This is a genomic window from Candidatus Bathyarchaeia archaeon, assembly GCA_035935655.1.
In the GTDB taxonomy this organism is placed as follows: Archaea; Thermoproteota; Bathyarchaeia; order 40CM-2-53-6; family 40CM-2-53-6; genus 40CM-2-53-6.
Genome location: DASYWW010000039.1, coordinates 77,141 through 93,534, shown reverse-complemented (window position 1 = coordinate 93,534; position 16,394 = coordinate 77,141). Strand labels below are relative to the sequence as shown.

Below are 16,394 nucleotides of genomic sequence, written 5' to 3'. Positions count from 1 at the left end.
GTCAGGGCTTCACGACTCACGCTGGAGGATCAGGCGCGAATTTACGCTTGGGTAGCCGTTGCTGTGGCGTCGCTGGTTGCGGCGCCAGCCTCGCCCGGCTTTTTCCTGAGGAAAAGGAAGCCGAGAACTCCGGCAGCGGCGGCTGCGGCAATGCCTACTCCAGCGTAGACGTACGACATCGGGAGGCTGCTAGCTGGCTGAGTAGGTGTCGCAGCACTGTTGACAGTCACTGTTGTCTGAGTGGAATGTGTAGTGCCTCCGCCGGTCGCCTTGACTGTCACCGTGTAGGTTCCCGGTGGACCCGAACACGTAAGGGTCGAAGTACCATATCCGGAGACAGTATTCTTGCTGAGGTTACATGTGAGACCGGACGGAGTGCTGCTAATTTCGAGATTCGTAGCTGCGCTGTAGCCGTTCTGGGCAGTTATCGTGATCGTAGAAGTGCCAGAACCTCCCGTCTGGAAATTAATTCCTCCACTTGACGATATCTGGAAGTCCGGATTCGAGTTGGACGAAGAAACGATGTTGACCGAGACTGCAACGGTGCGAATGAGGTAGCTACCATTTCCTTGGACTGTTACGGTGTACGATCCAGGAGAACCAGAGCATGATAGAGTGGAAGAGTCAGAGAGGCTCTTATCGAGAGTGTTGGGAGAGAGTGAACAGGTTACGCCGCTAGCAGATGCGGTGGCCTTGAGGTCGATCTTAGCCGAAAACGCATACAACCGGGACGGAGTAATCGAAGCGGTACCAGTCGCTGTTCCAGTAATGCTTAGAGTAGTTGGGTTCGCGTTGAGGCCATAGTCCGGCAAGTACGAGGCATGCCAAATGTTGTTGTCAATCATTCCAATTGCGAAAGCAAACTCGCTGCTTCCAGTTGGTAATGTTGAAGAGAATGAGACAGCGATTTCGACAAAAAGTCCTGATGCTTGGTCGAATGAATACCCGGTCGCCGAGGAAAAGCTCCCGAACATGCTAGTGTATGAGAGTGAATAATTGAGATCATTGACAGTTCTAGGACTGCCTACGACCGTCGCGGTTTTGGTGGTGTTGAGCGTCGGTGCGGGGTTCACTGAGGTCTTCCAAATCGGGTCGGTAGCTGTGAGGCCTGTGGCGAGAACAAAATAGTCGGCGCTGGAGCTGCCTCCCAGTCCGGTGCCATTAATGGTTCCAGATGAGACATCCGCCATGATTCCTGTATGCGAGCTTGTTCCATTCTTGTAAACGGATAGCAGACTTAGGGTAACAGTGGATCCGGAAACCGTTTCGATCTGGAGTAAGCCATAGTCGACATCCAAGCCTTTGGGGCCGGACGTTGCACAATAGGTAGGGTCGGATGCAGAGCAGGAGTCATAGAGGACCTTGTATTTGGCCCACTGTCCAGGAGTCACTCCAGGCACGTATGAGGTTGGTGTGGCTCGAGCCGAGATAATTGCGGGAGATAGGACAAGGATAGCGAGTAGAACCGCAAGGACGGTCACTCCCCAAGCTGACTTGGACATGAGCTTATCACGAAAACGTGGAAATGTCCAGTATTTAGACAGTGCGGAAATCTTCTCTGAAGGAGCTTCCCTTCGGCATCTGCAGGTTGATTCTTGTATCTTGGACTCGTAGAGTCGGGAGGGACTCTTCTCGAACGGCAGAAAGAGGTCTCTTCGGAAAGTGTCTAGTTGTCTGGCTCGTCGAGCTCTGCTTCTTCCCGTTCCTCTTCGATCATCGCGAAGACATCGTCCACTATTTCGAAGAGCAATCGTGTCTCTTCATAGTCCTCTGGGAGAACTGGAGGGTTGACCTCGACTCTGCCCTCCTTGTTAAGTGTGAATCTTGTCTTGAGTGTAGATTCGGCGAGCTTCTTGTTAGCTCTCTCCCACCAAGTATCTGTTTTGTCAGCTGTCTTCAACGTGCGAATACTTCTCTGGGAGCGGTGTTGAACTACGGTAAGAAAAAGGTTTGGCGACCCCTTACAAATCAGACCTTCGGCGCTAGGTTCTAGAGAAATTCTCTATTCTCGCTTCGAGTCCCTTCTTGACCGCGGGCCATTCACTGGATATTATCGAGTAGAGCATTGTATCGCGGATTGACCCGTCATGTCTAAAGCCGTGATTCCTCAGCCTTCCCTCAAACTTCGCTCCAAGTTTCAAGATAGCTCGTTGTGAGTGGACATTGTTTGAATCAGTCCCGAGCTGCACACGGATCGCGTCCCAGTCCTCGAAAGCATGCCTCAACAGAAGGAGCTTGCATTCCGGGTTTACCACTGTGCCCCAAACCTCAGGCAGGTACCAGGTGTAGCCGATCTCAGCAATCTTGCGCTTTGGAGCGACTCCAAAATAGGATGTGCTTCCGATCACCAAGTTGTCTCGCCTTCGAAAGACGGCGAACGCGTACGCTTCACTTCCCTCCTCCGCCCTTACCCCATCTGCGATCCGTCGATCCACATCTTCTCTAGACAACAGTCGGCTCAACATCCAACCCCAGTCCATCACCCTAGCAACTTCCCACAGCGCCGCGGCATGACTCGCTCGAAGAGGTTCCAGCCTTACGAATCTGCCCTCGAGGGTGCAGGGGCCTAGAGTCTTTTCACTCAAGAAAAATCCACAGGTTTGCCGCTAACCTCTGGTATTTTTCTTCAACTGGTCGCGAAGCCAGTCGATCTCGAACAGGTCGTCAGGACCCGGATCAATCTTAGCCTCTTTGAACATGGACTGAGCACGCTCCAAGAGAGCGCGGGACTCGTCCCTTTTTCCCCGTAGGAATGCGATAGCAGCCTGACTGACTTTCGTCATCGCTGCACTGTATGGATCTTTTCCGGATCCTAATCGCTCGGATTCAGTGAAGTTGCGTTCTGCCTTGTCCACATTGCCTCGGTGGATCTCGACAAAACCCAGGTTTTGCAGCTCAGCTACCACCATTCCGGGATCTCCGATCTTCCGATTCAGCTTGAGGCTTTCCTCAAACAAAGCGGCCGCCCGATCGTAATCACGGGTGAGCCGGGTCGCCGAGGCATGAAGGAACAACGGCGCCTGTCCCATCGCCGGATCTAAGTTCCGCGCGAACTCTCGAGCTTTGACGGCAAGTTCGCATGACTTGACATAGTCGCCGTCCTCAAACGCTACACGGCTGAGCCCGAGATACGCAAGCGTCAGCGCTTCATGATCATTTACTACTAGTGCTGCGTCTAGCGCAGCCTGGCTTCTCTGTCGTGATTCCTCAATCTTCCCCTGCCTGAACGCCATTAGCGCGTCGCCATACAATGCCAGCGATCTGGCCCGTGACGGCTTCTTCTCTCCCTTATCTAAGACCGAACCGAGAAATGCGTGTCCGCCCTGGTCATCTTGGGCCAGGACCCAGAGTCGCCAGGCATTCGCCGCGATCTCGACCGCGCCCTCCTCGTCTCCATTCTCCAGTAAGACACGCGCTGCGTTTGCGTAGGATTCTCGATCATGGACAGCTTTCTCAGCCTGCTGGTTCGTGGCGTGTCCTCTGATGATTGGAGTGCCTTGAGATGAAGGGAACGTCCAGCGTAGTTCGCGGGAAAGTGCGAGATAATGTCGTGCCTCTTTCTCAGTAACTGCTTGAGGCGTGTTCACAACTCCCGACTCTTAGTCCTCCGTCACACCGAGACCATGATCTATGTTCGCCTAGAATCGCGACCTTAGGACCCCGTCAAGCTTGTCCGCCCACTGCCTCATGTATGTCTTCTCCAATCTCTGAACCATTCCCTCCTCGACATACCGGGCAAGGCTTCTCTGCTGGAACTTCACATGCAAGACCTCGTGGATGAGCGTGGAAACGGCTGCCGTGGCAACCTCGCCGATAAGTTTCCTCTGCGAGATCGAGAGATCGTAAAGAGAGGCTGAGAAAAGTGCTGTTCCCTCCCGCCGAATCCGATCCTTGCTGATCCTCAGCGGGTAGAGGCTGATCTGTGCGAGAGAATGACTGTAGCTGCCATAGAGAATTCTGGAGGGCTGCCGTCTCAATTGTTTGGCTGGAAAGATCATCACGCGTAGATCAATGGATCGATCTGAGCGAATCCCCTCGGAGGAAACCAGAATGCTCAGCATTTTCCTGATCTCCTGGGAGAGGATCAGTCCGAGGATGAAATTGGCATAGCCATGAAAGAAATCTCGCTCGTAGCGCGGAAATTTTACCAGGACATAGTCCGGAGGCTTGGCGAGCCGCGCCCTGATCCGGACTTGAGGAACAGAACTCAAAGCTCTCCTCTCCTCGCTCAACACGTCTCTGAAATATCTACACTTGTTAGCTTTGACCGTTAGGATCCATTCGAGGATCGTTCTTCTCGGGCTGACCGGATCCTAAAAAACGCCCCCAGTCCCGAGCCTGCCTGACAGCAGGGCCAAACCGAGCACGATAAACCATGATCCCCTCGACCCGGAAATCACAGGTCAGAAATCAGCTAACAAAACCGCCTTCCAGAGCCAATACTTTTTTGAACCCTTTTTTCAGACCCCGTTTTCCTTACCAGACTCCGAGATCGATCTCTGGAACACTTTTTGAATCCGGTTTTCTGATATGACAATCCTGATTTTCGGGGGGGCTCCTAGGCACTGCTCGAGTCGCACGCCCACGTCTCCACAAACGCCCCATCTACCCCAAGCCAGTGATCACCCAGAAGAAGATTTTAGAGGAGACATCAACCACTAGTTACCTGATCGCTAATGGGCAACGCTCCCATGAAGAAGTCCCCTTTCAAGTCCACCCACCAGTCTCGAAAAGTGACCTGCGAAAAATGCGGGGAAACATTCGACCGCTTCTTCTACGAGAAAATCCACAAAGAAGTCTGCAGCGGAAGGAGCCCATCCGCGCCCACAGCCACGACAAGATGGATCCGCGGCAAAGCCTAAGCCCCAAACAAGCCCATTATCAGCCCTGATCACCGATATAAAGCATCCCCTGATCTCGCCTGAAAATCGTTCGTGAACCGCGCGATAGAGCAAGCAAACTCAATAATCATTCAAGCCCAGACTACGCCCTGACCTGCCTAACTCGCCCAATATCAGTTCCAGACAGGAAATCCTCCGACCAAGAAGGGGGTACTAGCGAGTACATCCCGCGACGCAAGAGTGGTTTCTCCGGAACTTCTCCCCGAACGATTCTTGAGGATGAAGGTTGAAGTGGAACCCCCGAACAGTCCATCATCTGCCCATGCAGGCTGCAGTCGAACAGCTCACCAAGCTCAAGAACGGCGTCCTGATTCCACGCCTCGGCCTCGGAGTATACCAGTCGCCACCCGGACAGGTAACCCAGACAGCAGTAGAATACGCGCTGAAGATCGGATACCGCCACATCGACACCGCCCGAATCTACAACAACGAATCCGACGTCGGCGCCGCACTCCGCAACAGCGGGATCAAACGCGAAGACGTATTCATCACAACCAAACTCTGGAACAGCGACCACGGATACGAAAGCGCACTCCGAGCCTGCGACCAGAGCCTGAAAAGACTCGGACTGAAACATCTCGACCTCTATCTAATACACTGGCCCGTCCCAGAGATCAGGAATGAGAGTTGGACCGCTCTAACCAAACTATTGAAGGACGGAAAATGTCGCTCCATCGGCGTCAGCAACTACACCATCCAACATCTAACGGAGCTCTTGGAAGACGCAGATGTCGTCCCGATGGTGAACCAGGTAGAGTTCACCCCCTTCCTATACCAGAAACAACTCCTAGACTACTGCGAACAGAACAAGATCCAATTGGAAGCATACAGCCCGTTGACGCAGGGCACGAAGCTCAACCATCCGAAACTCCAAGCAATAGCCAAGAAACACGACAAGACCCCTGCCCAGGTGCTGATTCGCTGGGGCCTCCAACACAACCTCGTGACCATACCGAAATCGGTTCGGGAAGAGAGGATCAAGGAGAACAGCCAGGTGTTCGACTACAACCTCCCACCCGAGGATATGCGAATACTCGACTCGCTGGATGAGAATTTCCGCAACTCATGGGACCCGACAAACATGCCCTGAGAGTATCGATGATTCCTTTCTCCGGTCTCTACCCTACTTATCCCACGAACTAGCCAGTTCTAGCGTATGATGTGCGCCGAGTGTCGACGAGACCTCGAGGACGTGGCTAAGAGAGAAGATTCCAACCTCTACCTTTGCGGACTATGCTATGAGAAGGAGAGGGTTCACTGGAGAATACTATTGTCAGGGGACGTGGAGGAACAGGCGTTCCTCACCAGGATACTCCGAGTGATAGAGAAAGCCGACCAATCCCGTCCAAAATAATAGGGACGACTCAGACAGAGCTAGTTCATGTCTAGAAGGCTTTGCCGCAGGACCCGCAAAACTTTTGCCCAGCCGCACTCCGCGCCCCACACTTACCACAGACAATCCCCTGCATCTGCGGAGGCTGCTGCTGGACCACAGCCGCAGGCGTCACCGGAGCCATCCCCGCGTAGCCTGTTGAGAAAGGCGTCTGGAACCGCGAAATATTCGATCTAATAATCCCGTAAGCCTTCTCCGCGTCACTATTCGGAAGATCATTGAGATTCAACGGGTCACCACCAAACCGCAGCGTAATCTTCACGGTCGATCGGAGTATTCCCTTGTCGAGAATCGCGTTCGCAACATCCGTATAGTTGAAATCGGTAAAATCCTTCTTCAGACCCAGCTCGTGCGGGTGACGCAGAATAATCCGCTGCGTAGTCAAGACCACAGAGTCAATATTGATCTTGGGATGATAGATCTTCTGCTGAATGTACAATTCGACCTGTTCACCAGGCCCGAGTACTCGGGTAATATCCGACGGGACGTTTGCTAAGGCTAGGATCCTCCAGCAAACATCAACAGTTATCGATAATATCTGTTTTCCAGTACCAGACCAAGAGCCTTGAAAGGGTCAGGCTAGGAGGCTGGCCGTCGCCTTCGTAAGCTTCCGGATCTCCTCTTCCAACGGATCCAGCTCCGCCTTCCTGTACAGGAAGGGAACACCGACGACCATGCAGAACCACTCCGCCATTTCCTTCGCATCAGGAAAAACGAAGACAGTTCCGTCCATAGTCGTTACAGTCCAACCGTTCTCGACCTGGTCAATCTTGTAAGACAGCTTAATGCTCCGGATAGTGGAAAACTTGTCCAAGTCCTATCACGATTCTCCTAGGTCAATCTACGAGCCCGGAAACAGTCCGCCAGACCGTTCGCGCTCGCCTCACGTCAGGACTAACTCTGCCAGCGATATGAGAATGGTGTTCCCCTCTCTATGATGGCCGAAGAACCTTCTCCTATGAAGGAGAGCCTATCCCCGAAAAAGGTTGAGGAAAAACTAAGCGTCGACTGAATTACTACTGCACTCGTTCGACACTCAAGGGTTTCAGTTTTCCTTCCAGCCAGAGACCAGCATAGTTCTCCTCTCTCGGAACCCATTCCAGTCTGATAGAGCCTAGCTTCTCAATCATATCTCTGGCCTGGCTGCTCAGCTCCATGAGCCTCTCATCCTCAACCCTCCACAACCCATTAACCTGGCTAACGATGAGCTTGGAGTCCGAACGAATCAACGCCTCACTGATATTGCCGGGAACTTTTCCGCTCGCCTTCGTCTCGATCATCTCCAAGGCCTTGAGCAAGGCATAGTACTCAGCCTCGTTGTTAGTCCTGTCTCCAATAGCCTGCCAGTAGACCCTGAACTTTCCAGGGTCGATCGTATCCGACTCCGAGTAGGCGACTGCGATTCTCGCCTTTCGAGGTAGGCTGTTCTGCTCGTTTCCCTGACTCTGCCCATCAACATAGAAGACTGGCAAATTCTTGCACCAACCAAAGAATACTAGATCAGAACGTCCAGCCAAACATCTGCATGATTCTTGGCGTAATGTCCGCTTCTATCAAGCCTGCGACTAGAAACAGGGGCGCAAGTCCGACAACGACGTACACGGCTAACCTAAGAGTCTTCGAGAGATACTCGTCATTCTCGGGTCCGCGCTGGAACTTCGCCTTCAAAGCCGCGTAACCCAGCCTCAACCCCACAGATCCTGCCAAAACAAATGAGGGGATTTCGATAATTCCGTGCGGCAGGATCGCAGCGAAGAACATCGTCATGCTTGGTGACAGTTGGGGAGCAAGCAGCACTCCTAGAATGAATCCGTTGAACATTATCGTAATGAAACTTGGAGCGCCAAACGCCAGTCCGGAGAGCCCTGTAGCGATTGAGACCAACCAGTTGTTGAGGAAAATGTCGACACCAAGCGCAGGAAGCGCCGGCACGGGCAGCCTCGCCAGAAGGCTGTTGCCATGCCCTGGCTGGTAGCCCTGACTGAGAAAATAGCCTGCTACGCCATTAACCGAGACGAAATAGCCCATGTAGATTCCGAGGGCGAACGCGAGAGCGGAAAAAAGGTGAAACGGAAGGTTTCTTGGCCCGGTGACGAATCTGAACCCCTCCGAGAGCCCAATCTTGATCTTCAACCACGCCGCCCGCGGCAATCGATGAAAGACATCCTGCCAGATCGGGTCGGCGACCTGAAACGGCATCTCAGGAACAGCAGGCGTAGCATAGTAGTAGATCCACGCCTTCGTCATGTGCAGAATCGGCGTTAAGACGAAGCTCAAGACCAAAGTGATCAGGGATGTCAGAGGCAACCCGATAACGCTCGCGAAGGCAACGACCAGGAGAAGGAGGACTTGGAAGATTATTCGGACGACCGAGTAGGTAAGTGTGATGCCGAGATTGTGGCTCGCCACTCGGAAGCTCTGGCGGATAGCTCTCAGCCCTGAGAGCTGATCTACCACCACAGCAGGGTAGGAGAAGATCGTGAACAGGGCTAGTACGAGCGATGCGAAAAAGAGGGGCAGAAAGATGAAGGAAGCTATCAACGTTGCCAAAAGCCCCTCCAAGCTGTTAGCGCTGGCCGCAGACGAGCTAACGACGAGATAGCCCACTGCTGCGGGGCCCCAAGTAATCACGTTGGAGAGGAGCAGTGTCCAAGCCATAGGTTTCCATCTGCGAGAGCCGTTTTCGAGAACCGACCTCAGGGGAACGCTGTCCTTGCTCAAGGCTTCCAGGTACATCCCATATTCGGAGGAATAGATGTAGCCTCCTCCTATCAACGCGACAAAAACAAGTCCCACAACCACCATTGTAACTACCGAGATGAGGCTAGCCGAAAAAGCCGGGTCGACAAACAAGCTCGACAGTCCGGTGTTGCCATACTCGGCGAGAAACCGCGACAGCGAGCCTGTTACTGCCCAGCTCGTCAGAAGAAGCATCAGCGCAAGGACTACAATGGACTGCAAAATGAGCTGAAGGGCAGATCCGAGCATTGTCGGAACGATGATAGCTGGATGCTTTCTCCATGTCCAGAATGACTTCTCAAAAATCCTATCGAAGAAGACCCTCTTGACTCTAAACGAAGAAGCATCACCCACCTTACTCGAACCACCCACTCAGTTGGTGGAGCCCCATGATAGAGAGGGTAGCAAATTCGTCTCGAGTCTTGCATGATAACCAAAATGTGCGCGCAAATCCTTAATCGCGAGGTAGAGCCAGATGAGGGAGAAAACTCCCAGGGTCAAGATGCTCGCAACAACCAGCAACGGAACAGACCTCCTAGGAACGAATCCACTCCGACGGATCAACGGCGTAAGATTGGACTCTCTTAGGCCTCTGTCGAGATCATCCAGGATCATCTCTTCTCTGCTCTCGTGTTTTTGCAGGTCTCGTGAGAAAATTCCAAGAATGAAGATCAGCACGAGAATTCCGAAGTACGGGATCAGTGCGAACAATCCCAAAAGCACGGCGCTTTTCTCCTTCTCTTCATGGACAAGGAACTGGAAGTTCTGCTCGGCTGAATCAAGTGGGAGCAATGTTCTCAAGTTTCCCTGAGGCACTCTGCTCTTTACCACTCCGAGAGACTCTGTCAATAGCGCTTGCTCGCGTGCGAAATGCTGGTTTCTTACGTTGACAAGCGAGTAAGCGAGGTATGCCACTGCCAGCGAGGTCGCAGTGCCCATCAGGCCGACTACGACAGCGAACAATGCTACTAAAGGAAGAGCGACTCTTGCCACAATGAAGTATAGAATTGGAAAGGTTGCCCAAATGACGTAGTTGACAAAGGCTAAGGCAATCCAGGCATGGTCAATTTCGAGATCCGTTCTAACTCTTATTCCGATAAGATATGAAATGTCTGGCCGAGCTGTCGGAAGGCTGGGTAGACTCATGCGGGTGGCGCAGGTTGCGGGTTGGAGGGCGAGGCTGATGTTAGAAGGGCGTTCATCTGTGCCATCAGTGTGTCTTCTATCATTGCTTGTTGTCGGAAGTGGTTGTTAGGGTCGTTGAGGAGAACGTAGACCCAGTAGACCCAGAAGAATCCAAGGGTTACGATGCTCAAGACAATGTACACGGCGAAGCTTCTCTCTGACAATGGAGGATTCCTGAATGGTAGAGAGACATGTACCCCTGAGATGGTGAGGACTCCTAGCAGCTCTCGGATGAACTGGTCCTCCCTCCGTTCGTGTCTGAAGAAGTCCTTCATCAAAAAGTAATAGACGTACAAGACGGCTAAGAGTGGCAATAGGCCAGGGCTAGCTGAAGTTGTCGCCAGAGCGACGAAGGGAAGAGATGTGCCTGCGAGGGTAAGCATTACCCATAGAGCAGCGTTTTTCTCGGTTTCATAGACTCGCGCCTCTCTCGCGATTCGCTCCAGATTGTTGAGACCAATCGAAGCCTCCGTTCGCTCTCCTTTTTTCGTCGCCAGTTCTTCTGCTGCGCTGGCAAGGTCTTCGTAGAGGAGAGTCTGACGGGCGAAGTGGGTGTTTCGTCGCCTTACGAGCTTGTAGATCATGTATGAGATGGCGATGTTGAGCACGAATGCAACGAGCGAGTAAACCAATAGCGTCAGCGCTATCGTCCGGAGAAAATCGACATACGAGAACGCGGTTCCAGTTGGGAGGGAGAATATGTAGCCGAATATTTCAGCAAGGATGATTATGAACAATACTATGATCGATATTATCAGGAAGAGGGGGAACGCGATCCAGCCTGTCGACATCTGTGGATCGTTCTCCAATCTGGTGCGAAGATCCCGTCGCAAATTTTCCAAGGCGATACTCAAAGCCTAACCCCTCATGAAATAATTCAAACGGAGACCGAAGCTCTCTATTTAAGACCGCGAGAAAATTCGCTGTGAAGGCCGGCTGCGAAAGCGCGACCATCCCGCGCATCCCTCGTCACATTCCCAGTCTTTAAATGACCCCAAGCGTCGCGTTCTTTTTCGTGCGGCCGTGGTCTAGCCTGGTCTATGATATCAGCCTGCCAAACCAACGCACAGCAGAACGCTGACGACCCGGGAAACCGCCTCAACAACGGTTCGGGAATTCAAATCCCGGCGGCCGCACCACTCGCGACCATGCCCACGGCATATCACAATGCTACAAACCCATACTATTGATTATGCTTCCGGAATTCCGTCGACAACAAGAACGATCTTGTTTCCTTTATGATCGTATCTCGCAAACCATATTGGAACATGCAACAGCTCGGCGTCGGACACATCCTCTTCGGAGGATATCTGCTGAATCATATGATACTTCGCGTGCGCTTTTTGCGATTGGAGCTGATCGACAAGTGTCTTCGCTTGGAATTTTGTCGCGTCTTCACTGATATCACCATTCAGCGTTTTTATCCCCCTTTGGAAACCGTGAAATGTCAAACAAGGTTCTACCTTCGAGATCAAACTCGTAATCATGAGATTGATAGGTCGTAAGCGCCTTCAGGGCTATTATCGGAAAGTTGTAGTTCTCGTTCATCTGAATCGCCTTTTTGTTTCCGCCTCCCGTGCCCCGGTTCATCATCGAACCCAGCATCGCACCCTCTAACAATGGAGCGCCGCCGAACCCACCTCTTCGTCCACCACCCATTCCCCCAGCCAAGACTCCGAACAAGGCCGCTGTTGTCGCAACAGTAGCGCTTTCAGTTATCATGTCCGTCGCGACGATAGAGGTTCTTGCTGAGACCGCAACGAGCCAATACGGCACGAGCGAGAGAGTCATTTCTTCAAGCGTCGAACTCTCCTGCAAATGCCTGTTAAGCATTCCTCTATCCATCATCGACCTGACCCGCTCGGTAATCTCATCGGTGGTCGGAATCTTCAGAGGAAGCATTGTCTGCTTCTGGATATTTGCCCAGCCGGAATTCCCGAGCGTGATACTACTTCCACAGTACTCGCATGTGATTATCATCTCTCCAAACTTCGGAGCAATCGGTGCTCCACAGCTAGGGCACTTTAGCGAAGTTGCGCCGGAAGGCGCCACCACTTGAACCGGTCCAGCGGAACCGACGTTAGGTTGACTTAGATTAGTTGTAGACGCCTGGCTCAAGCTTGCTCCACATTTAAAACAGAATGCGGCATCGCCCTGCAGTTGAGTCCCACACTTCGAGCAATACAACCGAAACGCCGCTTATCTCGGTACCTTTGGCACAGTAATTTGAACTTATAGCGAAAAGCCCACCCAACGGAACGATAATCCCTTAGAAAGGCACATATTCGTCCGGTCGTCACGGGCCCGTCAGATGAACGATCAAGAATTCTTCAGAGCATTCCACGAGCGTAGGCTTACGTCGGAGGATTTTCGACATCGCGGGCACTTGAGACTCGCTTGGCTCATACTGAGAAGGCATAGTCTTGAAGAGGCATTGCCACTGCTCGCAAGTGGGATAGAGCAATACGCGATCCTCAAAGGAGCTGGCGACACATTCAATGAGACTCTCACACAGTTTTGGATTCGTATCGTGAACCACGCCATTCAAGCGGATCCTACTCATCAAGAATTCGAACATTTCCTCACCACGTTTCCAGCCCTATTGAACAAACAGCTCCCCTACCTTCACTGGCGACGAGAAACTCTGGTTAGCCCGAGCGCGCGCTCCCACTGGATGAAGCCAGATCTTCGACCACTCCCATTCTGAACCAACTGCAAGCACGAGACAATCTCAAGAACAACTCTTTCCAATACCCCTCGAACGCAAACTAAACACTGAGCCGCGAAGGCTCAATCCTATTACCCAGGAATGGAACCACCTAGGATGGCTTGTCTAATCCCTTGGTCCTGCACCATGAGCAGATGGGTGCCAGGTTTGAGGAAGGCCGGATCCCGTTATCCTACACGAGTCCGGTTGAAGAATACTGGGCCATTCGCAACCACGCGGGTCTGATCGACCTCTCCCACACTGGCCTGCTGCAAGTAACCGGGAAGGACAGACACTCTTTCCTCAACGGACTACTTACCAACGAGGTCTCAAAGTTGAGTGGCGGGACAGGCATCCGGTCTGCGCTCCTTAACACAAAGGCCAGAGTCCTCGCAGACCTCTATCTCTACGCAAGAGAGGACGATCTTCTTGTAGACACCGGCGATGCTCCAGGAGCTAAAGTCAGAGAAATCCTCGACCGCTTCATCATCACGGAAGATGTTCAGGTCAAAGACATCACCTCTGAATTCGTTCATTTGACACTGCAGGGGCAGCAAGCTGCTGAGAACGTGAGAGAGTTGTTCGGAACTTCGTTTGCAGACATGAAACCGTTACAGCACAAGATGCTCGGACCCACCATGATCGTCAGCCACGACAGAACCGGCCAGTCTGGCTACGATGTGATACTTCCAAACGATGAGGCGGAAGCCGTCTGGCAAGGCTTCCTTCTAAAGGGAGTGACTCCCGTAGGGCTAGATGCTCTGGAAATTCTCAGACTCGAAGCAGCACATCCGAGATACGGGATCGACGTGGATGAGAACACCATAATCCTCGAAGCGGGATACAAAGACGCAATAAGCTTCACCAAGGGATGTTATCTTGGTCAGGAAGTTGTTGCCCGAGCCACTCACATCGGTCGAGTCAACAAGAATCTCGTCCAATTCCAAACGGACTCGGATCACGCACCCGTTCCAAAGTCGAAGTTTCACGCGAGTGACAAGGAAGCGGGTTATGTCACAAGCGCCGCATTCTCTCCCGGGCTAAAGCTAGTCGTTGGATTGGGTTATGCCCAAAGAGACTTTGCCAAGGAGGGAACAAAGCTAGTCGTGGAATCAGACAAAGGCCCAAAGTCGACGGTAATAATCAAACTAGTCTAGTTCTTGTCACCCTGCTTCTTGAAGCAGGGCAGATGCCAGACTTCCAGTTGCATGGACGAGGTCTTTCGAAAAACGACCGTCTGCGTGTCGAACGAAATATTCTTCCTGCATCCTACGCAGAAACCGCCAGCAATATTAGGAGTATTTGTAAAAGTCATCCGCATATTCTCGGACTCCTGCCCCAGCTTTTGCAGCTTGCTGTCAATGTAAGCCCTAAACGCAGTGACCTCGTTGTTGCGCGGGTTCACCTGCAATATCTCGTTGATCGCCTCCTCAGCGTCCCCGAGAACTTTGACTATTTCCTGGAATCGGCCCAGCATCTGGTTCGTCATGGCGCCGTCAACCATCAGCACACCCTCGCCTAACGGCTGGATCGGTTGTGGGAGTGCGCTCAGCTCGCTGCTTATGCTGTCTGCGATTTTGTAACAGAAATATGATCGGAGAAATAGAAGCCCTTCGGAGGCTGGATGGGCATTCAACCCATCGTTAACGACCTCCAAAGCCCCCGTGAAGTTAGAGCTTTCAGCTTCTTTCATAGCTGGCTCGACAAAGTGCTTGGTCTCTTCCGGGGTACACTTTAGAGGAACGTTGAACGCACCTGCAGTAGCTGCCAAAGCTGAACGGTGCTTATGGGGAGGCCGAACGAAAAAATGTCTTCCGTGCCCACCTGACTGGTCCTAGAGTACTATGGTCCATGTGGACTGTCCACGAAGATTCCGTGAAGAGTCGCGAGAGGGCCTTAGGTGGATGATTTTCGAAGCTTTTCTTCGATACTCTTGAGCTCGCCGTGCTCCTTTATTCTGATCTTCACGTCCATGCTGAATACTAACCCGAGTCGTCTGAGGAAAGCATACAGCTCCTCTGCCGATATCGGGCCCCTCAGTCTCCCTTCAGTGATCAGGGCGGCGATCCTTGCCTCCAATCGTTCAATCTCGGCGGGATAATATCTTCGCGCAGTCTCCATTACTTCGGGTCCTCGACCTGCTAAGATCTTGCGAACGATGTCGTGCGGGGATTCGGCCGGCTTTGGTCGTGGAGCTGTAAATGGTTTGGCCTGGGACTGCAGCATTTTGCGACGGAGTTCCAGAGCTCTCTTTTGTCTCTGAAGATCTAAGTCTGAGGACATCAGTCTAGATCATTCAAGTTAGAAGTTCCGCCCTGGTCTACATAAGGCTAGTTTCTGGAGAATCGCCTTGCAATGCGGTTGCTTTCTCGTAGTCATAGATCGCCCTAGCGACAACTGTCCATGCCTCTAGACCTTGATTGTGAATTTGATAAGTTTCCTTGGCGTTGGAAAGCACCTGTTTCGAGAAATGCCCTTTTGGAAAGCCTCCAACCAACAATACTGGCTTGGGAAGATCTGCCAATCTCAAAGCCACTTCACCCAAACGTTTGGGGATGCCTTCTGTTGTAAGCGCAATGACTTCTCCTGATAAATCGTCAAGCAGGTTCCCAATGGATCCAGGCTCGATCGACAAGAGAGGGTGTCCTATTGTAGGAACAACTTTTTCCTGGTAGAGTTGCTCGATCAATGAAGTGAAACGATCGGTGTTCCTCGGAAGTCTCGTCTTAGGATCGACTTTGATGATATTGTCATCTCTCGTGTGCACGTAACATCTTAGTCCGCCTGATTGGTTGAGCGGCGAACCAAGTGCAAGAAACAACGAGAGATGGGGGATATCAGGACGGCCTCTTCCAGTTCCGCTGGGTCCCAGTCGGAGGATGGCTGAGTGATGATAAGTCTGGTCAAGGACGAGCGTATGAGGATCCTTCCTCTTCCTGTGCGCCCATTTCAATATTGCAGGGTGGTGGAGCAGTTCATTAGGCACGAGCTCTATCGAAGATTCCGCAAGAACTAGTGATAGGACCAATGCTGATCACTCACACACTGACCGGGCTAGGTTATGAGTCTCATGAGGAGTAGGCCTACGAGGCGAAGCTACGGAAAGATGCGATCGGTCGTCGCAACAGTTGCTCGTGAACGCATAGACATTCTCCTCCGACAGGCCGAGGAAATCTTTCCTCGGAATGTTGAGTTGTCGAAGAGGTACGTTGGACTCGCTCGGAAGATTTCTACCCGGACTAAGGTTAGGATTCCAAGAGAGAGAAAGCACTATCTGTGCAAGAACTGCGGCCAGCCTTTAGTTCTCGGGAGAAACGTGCGAGTAAGGCTTCGTCCTGCCAATTCAAGAATCACTATTTCATGTCTCGACTGTGGTGCGATTCGAAGGTATCCATACGGAAAACTCGGATAGCCGCGGCGTTTTTCAATGAAGCCTTATATTACGCTGTCCCCGCCATTCGGCCGAAAA

23 protein-coding genes and 1 tRNA gene are annotated in these 16,394 nt (G+C 52.2%); 8 read left to right on the top strand and 16 right to left on the bottom strand.

All coding sequences use genetic code 11. The features are described 5' to 3' along the window. Nucleotides 1-41: 41 nt before the first annotated feature. The 5 genes from VGS11_07260 to VGS11_07240 form a co-directional block, all read right to left on the bottom strand. Nucleotides 42-1,502, bottom strand: coding sequence for a hypothetical protein (locus tag VGS11_07260; GenBank protein HEV2119883.1), 1,461 nt, complete (start codon nt 1,500-1,502; stop codon nt 42-44). Nucleotides 1,503-1,666: 164 nt separating this feature from the next. After that, on the bottom strand, nt 1,667-1,900 hold the full coding sequence (locus VGS11_07255; protein HEV2119882.1) for a hypothetical protein: 234 nt from the start codon (nt 1,898-1,900) through the stop codon (nt 1,667-1,669). An 82-nt stretch (nt 1,901-1,982) separates the two neighbouring features. After that, nucleotides 1,983-2,585: a GNAT family protein gene (locus VGS11_07250; protein HEV2119881.1), complete on the bottom strand. Its 603-nt coding sequence runs from the start codon at nt 2,583-2,585 to the stop codon at nt 1,983-1,985. Between the two features lie 21 nt (nt 2,586-2,606). Next, complete coding sequence (locus VGS11_07245) at nt 2,607-3,587, bottom strand: hypothetical protein (GenBank protein ID HEV2119880.1); 981 nt, start codon at nt 3,585-3,587, stop codon at nt 2,607-2,609. Nucleotides 3,588-3,638: 51 nt separating this feature from the next. Next, nucleotides 3,639-4,211 (bottom strand): hypothetical protein, encoded by a 573-nt coding sequence (locus VGS11_07240; GenBank protein HEV2119879.1) that lies wholly within the window; start codon nt 4,209-4,211, stop codon nt 3,639-3,641. Nucleotides 4,212-4,691: 480 nt separating this feature from the next. On the opposite strand from VGS11_07240, the gene VGS11_07235 reads away from it, so the two are divergent. From VGS11_07235 to VGS11_07225, 3 genes are all read left to right on the top strand, one after another. Then, nucleotides 4,692-4,862: a hypothetical protein gene (locus tag VGS11_07235; protein HEV2119878.1), complete on the top strand. Its 171-nt coding sequence runs from the start codon at nt 4,692-4,694 to the stop codon at nt 4,860-4,862. 301 nt (nt 4,863-5,163) lie between these two features. Then, nucleotides 5,164-5,991, top strand: coding sequence for an aldo/keto reductase (locus tag VGS11_07230; protein ID HEV2119877.1), 828 nt, complete (start codon nt 5,164-5,166; stop codon nt 5,989-5,991). Between the two features lie 102 nt (nt 5,992-6,093). After that, nucleotides 6,094-6,255 carry a hypothetical protein gene (locus VGS11_07225; protein HEV2119876.1) on the top strand — a complete coding sequence of 54 codons (162 nt, stop codon included), beginning with the start codon at nt 6,094-6,096 and terminating at the stop codon, nt 6,253-6,255. A 31-nt stretch (nt 6,256-6,286) separates the two neighbouring features. Here the strand turns inward: VGS11_07225 and VGS11_07220 are convergent, their stop codons facing one another. From VGS11_07220 to VGS11_07195, 6 genes are all read right to left on the bottom strand, one after another. After that, nucleotides 6,287-6,769: a PH domain-containing protein gene (locus VGS11_07220; protein ID HEV2119875.1), complete on the bottom strand. Its 483-nt coding sequence runs from the start codon at nt 6,767-6,769 to the stop codon at nt 6,287-6,289. Between the two features lie 99 nt (nt 6,770-6,868). Next, the gene (locus VGS11_07215) at nt 6,869-7,108 is read right to left on the bottom strand and encodes a hypothetical protein (GenBank protein HEV2119874.1); all 240 of its coding nucleotides are present in this window, start codon (nt 7,106-7,108) and stop codon (nt 6,869-6,871) included. Nucleotides 7,109-7,310: 202 nt separating this feature from the next. Beyond that, nucleotides 7,311-7,766, bottom strand: a complete 456-nt coding sequence (locus VGS11_07210; protein ID HEV2119873.1) for a ribonuclease HI family protein — start codon at nt 7,764-7,766, stop codon at nt 7,311-7,313. A 28-nt stretch (nt 7,767-7,794) separates the two neighbouring features. Further along, nucleotides 7,795-9,387 (bottom strand): stage II sporulation protein M, encoded by a 1,593-nt coding sequence (locus VGS11_07205; GenBank protein ID HEV2119872.1) that lies wholly within the window; start codon nt 9,385-9,387, stop codon nt 7,795-7,797. 18 nt (nt 9,388-9,405) lie between these two features. Beyond that, entirely contained in the window at nt 9,406-10,179 is a 774-nt protein-coding gene (locus tag VGS11_07200; protein HEV2119871.1) for a hypothetical protein, read from the bottom strand. Further along, nucleotides 10,176-11,027, bottom strand: coding sequence for a DUF4234 domain-containing protein (locus tag VGS11_07195; GenBank protein HEV2119870.1), 852 nt, complete (start codon nt 11,025-11,027; stop codon nt 10,176-10,178). The genes VGS11_07200 and VGS11_07195 overlap by 4 nt, the downstream gene beginning before the upstream one ends. Before the next feature lie 208 nt (nt 11,028-11,235). Between VGS11_07195 and VGS11_07190 the strand changes: the two genes are divergently transcribed. After that, nucleotides 11,236-11,357: transfer RNA gene (locus tag VGS11_07190), tRNA-Gly, on the top strand. Between the two features lie 51 nt (nt 11,358-11,408). On the opposite strand, the gene VGS11_07185 is transcribed toward VGS11_07190, so the two are convergent. Further along, the gene (locus VGS11_07185; GenBank protein ID HEV2119869.1) at nt 11,409-11,540 is read right to left on the bottom strand and encodes a hypothetical protein; all 132 of its coding nucleotides are present in this window, start codon (nt 11,538-11,540) and stop codon (nt 11,409-11,411) included. A gap of 82 nt (nt 11,541-11,622) precedes the next feature. Continuing rightward, nucleotides 11,623-11,940, bottom strand: coding sequence for a hypothetical protein (locus VGS11_07180; protein HEV2119868.1), 318 nt, complete (start codon nt 11,938-11,940; stop codon nt 11,623-11,625). Here VGS11_07180 and VGS11_07175 point away from each other — a divergent pair. The 3 genes from VGS11_07175 (at nt 11,939) to VGS11_07165 (ending at nt 14,082) form a co-directional block, all read left to right on the top strand. Continuing rightward, on the top strand, nt 11,939-12,277 hold the full coding sequence (locus tag VGS11_07175) for a hypothetical protein (protein HEV2119867.1): 339 nt from the start codon (nt 11,939-11,941) through the stop codon (nt 12,275-12,277). The two genes, VGS11_07180 and VGS11_07175, sit on opposite strands and share 2 nt — an antisense overlap. Nucleotides 12,278-12,652: 375 nt before the next feature. Then, a complete protein-coding gene (locus VGS11_07170; GenBank protein HEV2119866.1) occupies nt 12,653-12,925 on the top strand; it encodes a hypothetical protein in 273 nt (90 codons plus the stop codon). Between the two features lie 122 nt (nt 12,926-13,047). Continuing rightward, nucleotides 13,048-14,082, top strand: coding sequence for an aminomethyltransferase family protein (locus tag VGS11_07165; protein ID HEV2119865.1), 1,035 nt, complete (start codon nt 13,048-13,050; stop codon nt 14,080-14,082). On the opposite strand, the gene VGS11_07160 is transcribed toward VGS11_07165, so the two are convergent. The 3 genes from VGS11_07160 to VGS11_07150 all read right to left on the bottom strand — a co-directional run bounded on the left by VGS11_07160 (nt 14,079) and on the right by VGS11_07150 (nt 15,953). After that, the gene (locus tag VGS11_07160) at nt 14,079-14,696 is read right to left on the bottom strand and encodes a hypothetical protein (GenBank protein HEV2119864.1); all 618 of its coding nucleotides are present in this window, start codon (nt 14,694-14,696) and stop codon (nt 14,079-14,081) included. The genes VGS11_07165 and VGS11_07160 overlap by 4 nt on opposite strands. Before the next feature lie 125 nt (nt 14,697-14,821). Continuing rightward, nucleotides 14,822-15,208 carry a DNA-binding protein gene (locus tag VGS11_07155; GenBank protein ID HEV2119863.1) on the bottom strand — a complete coding sequence of 129 codons (387 nt, stop codon included), beginning with the start codon at nt 15,206-15,208 and terminating at the stop codon, nt 14,822-14,824. Between the two features lie 37 nt (nt 15,209-15,245). Further along, entirely contained in the window at nt 15,246-15,953 is a 708-nt protein-coding gene (locus VGS11_07150; GenBank protein HEV2119862.1) for a 16S rRNA methyltransferase, read from the bottom strand. 42 nt (nt 15,954-15,995) lie between these two features. On the opposite strand from VGS11_07150, the gene VGS11_07145 reads away from it, so the two are divergent. Continuing rightward, the gene (locus VGS11_07145; protein ID HEV2119861.1) at nt 15,996-16,337 is read left to right on the top strand and encodes a ribonuclease P protein component 4; all 342 of its coding nucleotides are present in this window, start codon (nt 15,996-15,998) and stop codon (nt 16,335-16,337) included. Nucleotides 16,338-16,394 lie beyond the last annotated feature (57 nt).

Bases quoted from the DNA above. Each gene is read 5' to 3' on its own strand.
- VGS11_07230 (HEV2119877.1), top strand. From the start codon at position 5,164: ATGCAGGCTGCAGTCGAACAGCTCACCAAGCTCAAGAACGGCGTCCTG.
- VGS11_07260 (HEV2119883.1), bottom strand. From the start codon at position 1,502: ATGTCCAAGTCAGCTTGGGGAGTGACCGTCCTTGCGGTTCTACTCGCT.
- VGS11_07235 (HEV2119878.1), top strand. From the start codon at position 4,692: ATGAAGAAGTCCCCTTTCAAGTCCACCCACCAGTCTCGAAAAGTGACC.
- VGS11_07175 (HEV2119867.1), top strand. From the start codon at position 11,939: ATGTCCGTCGCGACGATAGAGGTTCTTGCTGAGACCGCAACGAGCCAA.
- VGS11_07145 (HEV2119861.1), top strand. From the start codon at position 15,996: ATGAGGAGTAGGCCTACGAGGCGAAGCTACGGAAAGATGCGATCGGTC.
- VGS11_07180 (HEV2119868.1), bottom strand. From the start codon at position 11,940: ATGATAACTGAAAGCGCTACTGTTGCGACAACAGCGGCCTTGTTCGGA.
- VGS11_07155 (HEV2119863.1), bottom strand. From the start codon at position 15,208: ATGTCCTCAGACTTAGATCTTCAGAGACAAAAGAGAGCTCTGGAACTC.
- VGS11_07185 (HEV2119869.1), bottom strand. From the start codon at position 11,540: ATGATTCAGCAGATATCCTCCGAAGAGGATGTGTCCGACGCCGAGCTG.
- VGS11_07200 (HEV2119871.1), bottom strand. From the start codon at position 10,179: ATGAGTCTACCCAGCCTTCCGACAGCTCGGCCAGACATTTCATATCTT.